Origin of the sequence: Paenibacillus polymyxa, assembly GCF_018614975.1 — a bacterium.
Taxonomy (GTDB): Bacteria; Bacillota; Bacilli; order Paenibacillales; family Paenibacillaceae; genus Paenibacillus; species Paenibacillus polymyxa_E.
Window position 1 is genome coordinate 103,061 of sequence record NZ_JAGGNR010000013.1, and the last position, 8,402, is coordinate 111,462.

9 protein-coding genes are annotated in these 8,402 nt (G+C 44.1%); 7 read left to right on the forward strand and 2 right to left on the reverse strand.

Going from position 1 to position 8,402, the window contains the following annotated elements; translation table 11 throughout:
• The first annotated feature begins 972 nt into the window (after positions 1 to 972).
• From J7E78_RS13115 to J7E78_RS13130, 4 genes are all read left to right on the forward strand, one after another.
• On the forward strand, positions 973 to 3,015 hold the full coding sequence (locus J7E78_RS13115; RefSeq protein ID WP_215076591.1) for a B12-binding domain-containing radical SAM protein: 2,043 nt from the start codon (positions 973 to 975) through the stop codon (positions 3,013 to 3,015).
• Between the two features lie 427 nt (positions 3,016 to 3,442).
• Positions 3,443 to 3,772: a DUF3024 domain-containing protein gene (locus J7E78_RS29395; RefSeq protein ID WP_251035012.1), complete on the forward strand. Its 330-nt coding sequence runs from the start codon at positions 3,443 to 3,445 to the stop codon at positions 3,770 to 3,772.
• A 174-nt stretch (positions 3,773 to 3,946) separates the two neighbouring features.
• On the forward strand, positions 3,947 to 4,474 hold the full coding sequence (locus tag J7E78_RS13125) for a plasmid pRiA4b ORF-3 family protein (protein ID WP_215076592.1): 528 nt from the start codon (positions 3,947 to 3,949) through the stop codon (positions 4,472 to 4,474).
• 183 nt (positions 4,475 to 4,657) lie between these two features.
• Complete coding sequence (locus J7E78_RS13130) at positions 4,658 to 5,137, forward strand: hypothetical protein (RefSeq protein WP_215076593.1); 480 nt, start codon at positions 4,658 to 4,660, stop codon at positions 5,135 to 5,137.
• Positions 5,138 to 5,187: 50 nt separating this feature from the next.
• On the opposite strand, the gene J7E78_RS13135 is transcribed toward J7E78_RS13130, so the two are convergent.
• Positions 5,188 to 5,790, reverse strand: coding sequence for a hypothetical protein (locus J7E78_RS13135; protein ID WP_215076594.1), 603 nt, complete (start codon positions 5,788 to 5,790; stop codon positions 5,188 to 5,190).
• A 143-nt stretch (positions 5,791 to 5,933) separates the two neighbouring features.
• On the opposite strand from J7E78_RS13135, the gene J7E78_RS13140 reads away from it, so the two are divergent.
• From J7E78_RS13140 to J7E78_RS13150, 3 genes are read left to right on the forward strand one after another with little or no spacing between them, the layout of a single operon-like run.
• On the forward strand, positions 5,934 to 6,659 hold the full coding sequence (locus J7E78_RS13140; protein WP_215076595.1) for a hypothetical protein: 726 nt from the start codon (positions 5,934 to 5,936) through the stop codon (positions 6,657 to 6,659).
• A 55-nt stretch (positions 6,660 to 6,714) separates the two neighbouring features.
• Positions 6,715 to 7,437 (forward strand): HEAT repeat domain-containing protein, encoded by a 723-nt coding sequence (locus J7E78_RS13145; protein ID WP_215076596.1) that lies wholly within the window; start codon positions 6,715 to 6,717, stop codon positions 7,435 to 7,437.
• 23 nt (positions 7,438 to 7,460) lie between these two features.
• A complete protein-coding gene (locus tag J7E78_RS13150) occupies positions 7,461 to 8,045 on the forward strand; it encodes a chloramphenicol phosphotransferase CPT family protein (RefSeq protein ID WP_215076597.1) in 585 nt (194 codons plus the stop codon).
• Positions 8,046 to 8,083: 38 nt separating this feature from the next.
• On the opposite strand, the gene J7E78_RS13155 is transcribed toward J7E78_RS13150, so the two are convergent.
• On the reverse strand, positions 8,084 to 8,402 hold a 319-nt coding region (locus J7E78_RS13155; RefSeq protein WP_215076598.1), incomplete at its 5' end, for a hypothetical protein.

Sequence of the window (8,402 nt, forward strand, 5' to 3'; positions counted from 1 at the left end):
TATGATCTATTATGAGCGAGTTTGGCTGGTTGCGATGGACTGAGAATTGTTGTTACATTCGCGCTTTCAGGTCTTTGAAGTTCATTACTGTGGAACTTAATTGTTTGAAAGGATGCTATATATGTATCCAGATGTTATCTTCAACCTGCCGAAAGCCGGAGCACAACTGCATGTTAGGAGCAGAACATGGAGCGGGAGCGCTAACGAACCTGTGACGTCTTATTCAGGGGTTTGAAGCGCCCACAGCAATCTAAGGAATCTGAAACTCGCTATATTAGGGTAAACAGAGGTTAACAGCGTGTTTGTCAGGTGATTTTGGTCAATAACGTGTCTGATGTTCCTTACAAAATAAAAGGAGGCCCGGATGGCCGAATAAGTCGTCCTCGGTTTCTTAGAAAATCGTCTGGACAATTCGCCAGGATTAGCTAGTCTGTGTTTTCATTCACAGCATCTTCCTGCTCCGTGCAATCCTTTTGTTCCACAATCCGTTGGACAGTTCCATCTTCTCCGGTGCAAGGAATGATCGATCTCTTGGCCGAGTTTAATGCTGCAGTTGCTGGGGGAGGGGTTGGACCTTGGTATCCTTTCAACGATTGAACACTATGGAGGTCTTTTATAGGTTGAAGTTGAGTTTGAAGTTGATTATTTTGTCTCTGTAGAGTGGACAAATGGTGGCGAATTGTCTTTCAAAGGGTGGACATTGGCGTTAGGAATGGCTGACCGTATCGTATACGACATGTAGGTTGAAGGTGCGGGTTTTATACTGTATATTGTGGTTTTGGTTTGGCGAGGTGTATATGTCTTTTTGAAAAGAGTGTCCACTCTTTGAAAGACAAAAGTTGGATATGTCCATGAGACATGGAAGGCTAGTTCAAAAGGGTTTAGATGAACAGCGTCTTGGGCAGGATGGCTGTGCAGCTTTCTTTTTACCCAAAAAATATGGTCTGGGTGTCCAGGCAAAGGTTGTGAACCATGAAGGTTATTCTTTCTACATTAAATGCAAAGTACATCCATACCTCCTTGGCCTTGCGGTGTCTGAAGGCGTACAGTGAGAAGGATTTTGATATTGACCTGGCGGAGTATACGATTAAGGACCCGGTGATGAACATTGTGTCTGATCTGTACCAGCGGGGCGCGGACGTGATTGGTTTCTCATGTTACATCTGGAACATTGAAGAGACGATCAAGGTCATTGATAATCTGAAAAAGGTTATGCCTGACGTGAAAATTCTGCTGGGCGGGCCGGAAGTGTCTTACGACACGGAATATTGGATGAACCGGATTCCCAATGTGGATTTCATCGTAATGGGTGAAGGGGAAGAGACACTGCATCAGCTGTTGACGGAGCTGGAAGGAAGCAAGAAGTTCCACTTCGTGTATGGACTGGCGTATCGCAAAGGGGAAGAAGTCATTCTCATGCCAGGACGGCCAAAGGCGGATCTGAACGATCTACCGTCTCCGCACCGATTCGAAGAGGATATCCCGGATCTGGGGAAACGGGTGGTTTATTTTGAGACAAGCCGTGGCTGTCCGTTTAGCTGTCAGTTCTGTCTGTCCAGTATTGAGGTCGGCGTGCGGTATTACGATATTGAGCGGACAAAGTCGGACATTCTGTACCTGATTGAGAAGGGTGCAAAGCTGATCAAGTTTGTGGACCGGACGTTCAACATCAAGCGGGATTATGCGCTCGAAATGTTCAAATTCCTGATCGAGAATCATCAGGGGACGGTGTTCCAGTTTGAAATTACGGCAGATATTATGCGTCCCGAGGTACTCGACTATCTGGCAGAGAACGCGCCGCCGGGCACATTCCGCTTCGAAATTGGGGTACAGTCCACGAACGATCCGACAAATGAACTGGTGAAACGCCGCCAGAACTTTACCAAGCTGAGCCGTACCGTGAACAAGGTGAAAGCCAGTGGCAAAATCGATCAGCATCTGGATCTCATCGCCGGACTGCCGGAGGAAGATTACAATACGTTCCGCAAAACGTTTAATGATGTGTTTGCCTTGGGGCCAGAAGAGCTTCAGCTCGGATTCCTCAAAATGCTGCGTGGTACGGGTCTGCGTCTGGATGCGGAGAAGTACAACTATACGTATATGGATCACGCGCCGTATGAGATTTTGGGCAGCGACGTGCTGCCGTTCAGCGACATCGTGCGCCTAAAGCGGCTGGAGGATGTGTTGGAGAAATACTGGAACGCACACCGCATGGACCATACGCTGAAGTACCTGATGGAGCAGGAGTTCAACTCACCGTTTGATTTCTTCCAGGCATTCGGGGATTATTGGGAAGGTCAGGGTTGGCAGAAGATTGGTCACCAACTTGAGGATCTGTTCACTCGTCTGCACAGCTTCCTGGAGTCGCGGAACACGCCGCATATGGATGTCGTGCTTGGCCTGATGAAGCTGGACTATTTCCTCGGTCACAAATACAAACCGCGCAAAATCTGGTGGGAAGATCCGCTCCAGAAAGACCAGTGGGCTGGTTATATGAAAACGTTGGCTGAACGTCCGGAAGACGTTCGTCTGCCACGTGTTGCCGGTGCCGCTGGCACGGCATGGCTGGAAAGCAGCGGCACGGGTGCGAATGCCGCTGGGGCAAGTTCGGCTGCTGCCGGGGAAGACGCTGCCGCGGATGCGGCGGGTGTGATCGGCAGCGAAGCCGGGGATGCAGCGTCGCTCCCAGCGGGCGACGCAACAGGGTCCGCCGCGGATGGATCGGCGGACATGGTGGACGGCAACGCTTCGCGTGCGTTGCCGATGACCTCGGCCATGACCGCACAGACGGTCATGGGTGCCCGTGATTTCGCCGACCTTGGTCTCGGCGAAAAGGAACTGCAGAAGCACACCGTACTCGATGTGCTTCCGTTCCGGCTTGAGCGTGTGCTAGCTGGCGCCAGCCCGCTTGCCGCGAAAGGCCGGACGCTGCTGGTCGTAGTGTACCAGCAGCATGAAGGGCAGCAGGCGCAGTATTACACGCTGCCGCTGGGAGAAGAAGCCGCTGCCATGTAGGTGCAGCGGCATTTGAGAGAGCACCGCGATCATGGATGCGGTGCATCCCAATAGGTGCTGCGCCTATGGGACGCAGCAGTGTAACACAAGCTGCATGGCCGATTGGCATCATGCAGCAGGAGGAAGCGCCGCGACGATGAGGTCGCGGCGCTTTTTTGCGTGCATCACGGCGCAGCTATCGTGATGCACCAAGTGTTGCCATCACGGAAGTGTGCTCGTGATGGCAGCATGAGCACCGCGCTAATGCACGCGGTGCAAACCCATGAGGTGCTGCCCATTGGGCGCAGCACCTCACCCTTACGCGGCTTGCCATTGCACAAGCCGCGTCCCGTTTCACCTTTTACAACACTAAAAGTATCATTTAAATTTGAGAAAACAACATGATATAATCATAGCAAAACGGATCAAGGCAGGAGAGTTAGAAACAATGGATGATTTTACGAAGAAGCGGATTCAAAAGATTATGGATCATTACACCGAGAATGCAGTACCCGAGCATGTAAAAAGTCAGATTAAAATTAGTTATAAAATCAGAGGTAACCATGTGACGTTGATTGAAGAAAGACAAGCCTTTCAAAGCGATCGATGGGTACAGATGCCGGTAGCACAGTTCAGATTGGATGAGAAGGTATGGAAAGTGTATTGGCAGGACAGTAAGGGAAAGTGGCATTTCATCGATGATATTGAACCGAACGAAGATTTTGAAGCACAGCTTAAGATCGTGGACGAAGGTCATAACGGAATGTTCTGGGGTTAATTTGGAAGAAGTTAATAGACAGATTGGAGAGAATGATAAAGGGATAAAATGAAGAAGAAAAAATCGATTGGTGTGAAGCGGAAGGAATAGCATATGAAGAATAGTGAAATGTGTGAACATGTTGTAGCCAATAGAATATCTTAAAATTTTATATGCAGAGAGGGTGTATCTGCCATGGCAGTTTATCTATTTAAAATAACAAATAAACATAGAAAATCCATCTGGAGAAAGATAGAGATCCAAGAGACTCAAACATTAGGTGACTTCGACAAAATGATTCGAGAGTCATTCGGTTATGAGGAAGATCATTTGAGCGAGTTCTATCGAGGGAAGGTTTGGTCAACTACAGGTTATGGAGAGATTGAGCCGGGTGGGAAAGGCAGGGGAGCAAACAAGAAGATCAAAGATCTGAAGTTACAACGAGGGGATAAACTGGAATATGTATATGATTTTGGCGAGAGTCATATCAGTCTCATTGAACTAATGGACATCGGAGTAGAGCAAGCTGGAGTTACGTATCCCAGAGTCATTGAAAAGAATAAACAAAGAAATAAGTACTGTGAACAATGTAAATCGAAGGGTAAAAAACAAGTAGCTGTATACAATGTTTACTATTTTGAAGCGGAGTCATTAGAACAATTATGTGAGCCATGTATGGAATCTATAGAGGAAGACATTGATGCTACAGAAATCGTTTACTAATTCATAATCAGCTAAATGAACAGGGGAGTCGTGCATGAATATTTTTAAAGCAACACAACTGACATTAATAGATATGAACGTCAAACAAGAGACCATTGAAGACAGCAATCCCCTCTTTAGATGGCATGTTAACTTCTTCACGATGTATGGCAGAAAAGATGTAAGATGTAAGGAGTAAGGATTATGGATAAAAAAGAGAAGAAGTTTATCATTGCAATGATTGTACTTGCTGTAGTTGTACTGGGAGCTATATGGTACCTAAAAGTAGGCTATCTATTAGAGAAACCAGTGATGCCCGAAGCAAATATTGCAATTCAGACCCAAATGGTTGATGGTGGCGCGATCAGTTTACGAAATGCTGATTACATGGAAAATCAAATCAAGGTCGGATATGAAGTGAAAGGGTTCAGTTTGGAGGAATATAACATTGCTTGTGAGCTTTATCGTGACGGACATTTGATTTCAACTTCTGGCTCAACAGGTGGAGGTTTGATAGAACTGGACGAAAAGCATTATTACTTCATTGGTCATGAGAATATAACTGAAATGAATCTTCCTGAATCTATACATCTAAACGTGGAGATTAAAGTGATCCCCAATGATTTTAGACAAAAATCGATAACTTCATCATTTGACGTAATCCTTGATAAAGAAGTGCAATAGATTGAAGGGGCAGCTATGTCCGCAAATGTCACCGTTGTTTGATAAAAACCTTAATTCAAATGGTATTTCTCCATAACGGAGTCCCGGAAAGTTTCGTATTCGGATAACTCTTCTACAGTGGAGGATTGAGGTAAACTATATTGAGTTATCCCTTCAAGGCTGAATTTTCCCAAATTATCGTTGATTAATCCATAGTCGCCATAGGAGTTTCTCATCAAAAAGAGTACACTTTCATCACCCTTCTGCAGTTCTACATAGTCATCAACTGTATATATGACATCTCCTTCGATGCTAACGGGTTCAATGATTGGTAATTCGTTCTGATCTGAAGGGAAATCGTCGGGTTTCTTCAATATCTTTTCAATCTTGCTGTTTGTATTGGTGTGAAAAGACTGCATGGTTCCATCATCAAATGCAGTAATAACATGCTCTCGATCTCTGAAATCTTCTGTTGCATAACCAATAACGATCAGTTCAGCGAATGCATCCAGCTTATCTATTTCATGAAATGTTAAAGAGTTGGCTGAAAGGTTGACGACTTTATGAATGGGTACATCCGGTTTCGATTGATCATTTGCATAAGCGATTGCACTAGCAGAGATAGCCAATACGAATAAAGAGACTAGTACAACCTTCTTTTTAAAAAAAGACATGATCTCATCCTCTACGTTAGATTTAACTTCTTCTGAAAGCATCTTGCTTCATTTCTACTATACACATATCTGAAAATTATTGTAAATTGGTTGTACCAAACTAAAAGTGGTAAAGCGGTGGAACAAACGAGGAGATGGTACGAATGGATCAACAAGAATATGGCCGCTATTTATTAGCGATGGGCGGAGAAGATATTGAGCGAGAAGATGATGAACAGGTTGAGGCAGACCATCTCTACGGATTTTTTCAATGGTTTATGCCATCGGGAGCAGGGATTGAACGTGTGCTTGAGCCGATTCCAGAGGGCCAGTGTTTTCTGGACAGAATACGTCTGATCTATGAGATGTTGAATCCAGAGGAATTCGCTGGCGAATATGTGCCGGGTTATTTCAATGGTGGAAATGAGGATGCTTCCGAGGAAACGCTCCGTGGTCTAGGGGAAGAACTAATTCAAAGATTGAAGAGTCTGTTCTCCATGGTGCCGGAGGATGATGAACTAGCAGACGTAGCTAAGAAAGCATACGGGGCTTTGGCGTGTGTAAAGGAAGTGGTTGCACTACCACCAGGGGAAATTAGCAAGTTAGAACAAGGACTGATTCAAGGCACGGATGAAGAGGATAGCGAGGTCGTTTACGAAGCACTTGGTGACCTACTTCGCTCACGCAAAGATTACAATGAAGCTATCGAAATATTGAGCGAAGCCTACTATTCCATCGCTTGCGATTATTGGGTAGCCTATTACTTGCAATGGCCCCGTTATCAAGGTTTGCAAGAGGCGGAAAACTGCTTATATCCATACTTTGAGCTATACTGCTATGGCTATAATCTTCATTGGACACAAACGAAGCTATACATTGGTAAACGTTAAAACGTTACGATTGTTTGTATGATTGATATGGTATGAATTGTGGAGGGGACAAAATATGTTTGCTGATCTATTTAACAGACGCGGTATTACTTTACCTGCTACAATCGTTGAGGAGTTAGAAGTTCATTTTCAGAAACAGAAGGATTACAGGTTTTTTCTACAATTAATGCAGCGCGACGAGATCGTTGAATCATTGGATGATATGGCTGGAATAGAGGTGTACCACAATATGATTCCTTTATGGATAGATGATCATTCGAACTACATAGGCTTACATGTGGAAGGTGCATGCCAGTACAGGATAAGTTATATCAGCCATGAGGAGACGGATATAGCTCCAGCTTATAGAAGTGCAGGCTCATTCATACGTGAACTGGAACGAAATCCTCATCAGGATTGGGATGAATTGAAGAAAGACTATCCCAGCGATATTGAACTTAGTAGAGATCAAATGAATGAAGACTTAAGTTGTATTCATGAATTGAACGATGTAATTGAGTCTGATCCACGATTAAATGAGGATGTTCGTTGTCAGTACATTTATTGCATTATGGCATTAACCCCGCAAAGCCATCTGGATTCTCTGATGAAATATATAGATGATGAAGATATGTATGTTCAAGAGAGAGCATGCCAGATTATGGGGTTCCATCGTTACACGCCGGCTAGAGAAAAATTAGTAGAAGTCTCCAAAAAAGGAATGCATAATGGGAAACTAGCGGCCAAACGAGCATTAGCCAAAATGAGAGAACAACGAAAAGAAAATAAGATAAAATAAATCTAATGATAAGGGGGATAGATATGGAACGAGGACTCATTATATTTTTGAACGGAACGTCAAGTTCGGGGAAGACGAGCATTGCGATGGAAATGAAAAATCAGGGAGATATTCCGTTTCATCATCTATCTGTAGATCAATTTCTGCATAATTATGATCAATTCATCGATACTACATATCCAGATATGAAACCAACAAGAGAAGTGGAACACCATGTGATGACAGATATCCTGTTCGACCCCATCAATTCGATGTACTGTGCAACCATTAAGCTATTTTCGGAAATGGGTTTGAATGTCATCGTGGATACGGTTATCAGCAATGACAAGTGGTTTAACGGTTTTTATGATTTGCTTTCGGATTATCCAATAATGTTCGTCGGCGTGCAGTGCTCAAAAGAAGAACTCACCAGAAGAGAGCAGAGCAGGGGAGATCGCGAGATTGGACTTGCCCATTCTCAGTTCGACTACATCTACTCCTATGATGAATATGATCTAGAAGTGAATACGGAAGAGCTTAGCTCAGCTGCATGTGCGGAAAAGATATTAAGTTATATGAAGTCTGATCAGGAATACTCGGCATTTAAGAAATTAAGCAGAAGAGACTGAAGCTGATTGCGTCAGATCATATTTTGCTCTAATGAAGGTTAGGGATTCGGCCAAATCTTTTTCTTAGAGTTGCCAGGACCTAATAAGTAGATTTCATCAACATTCCCATAAGTATTAGAAAATGAAATTGTGAAGTCTTTACTACCACCGATAGGAAGTTTGCTGCCTTTAATCTGAATGAATAGTGAATTGTTATTATGTGAAATGTTGTAACCGTGATATCTGCTAATACTGTCTGCAAATCCACCTTGTATAGTAATAAACTCAGGAGAAACTTCAGTTCTCGTAACCATTGTCTCGTCAGGATCGACAACCTTGTTCAACATATAAAATCCAACACGCCTGTTGAATATCCTA

Excerpts from the sequence above, each read along its gene's own strand:
- J7E78_RS13150 (WP_215076597.1), top strand. The coding sequence starts at position 7,461 with ATGGAACGAGGACTCATTATATTTTTGAACGGAACGTCAAGTTCGGGG.
- J7E78_RS13140 (WP_215076595.1), top strand. The coding sequence starts at position 5,934 with ATGGATCAACAAGAATATGGCCGCTATTTATTAGCGATGGGCGGAGAA.
- J7E78_RS13145 (WP_215076596.1), top strand. The coding sequence starts at position 6,715 with ATGTTTGCTGATCTATTTAACAGACGCGGTATTACTTTACCTGCTACA.
- J7E78_RS13135 (WP_215076594.1), bottom strand. The coding sequence starts at position 5,790 with ATGTCTTTTTTTAAAAAGAAGGTTGTACTAGTCTCTTTATTCGTATTG.
- J7E78_RS13130 (WP_215076593.1), top strand. The coding sequence starts at position 4,658 with ATGGATAAAAAAGAGAAGAAGTTTATCATTGCAATGATTGTACTTGCT.
- J7E78_RS13125 (WP_215076592.1), top strand. The coding sequence starts at position 3,947 with ATGGCAGTTTATCTATTTAAAATAACAAATAAACATAGAAAATCCATC.
- J7E78_RS29395 (WP_251035012.1), top strand. The coding sequence starts at position 3,443 with ATGGATGATTTTACGAAGAAGCGGATTCAAAAGATTATGGATCATTAC.
- J7E78_RS13115 (WP_215076591.1), top strand. The coding sequence starts at position 973 with ATGAAGGTTATTCTTTCTACATTAAATGCAAAGTACATCCATACCTCC.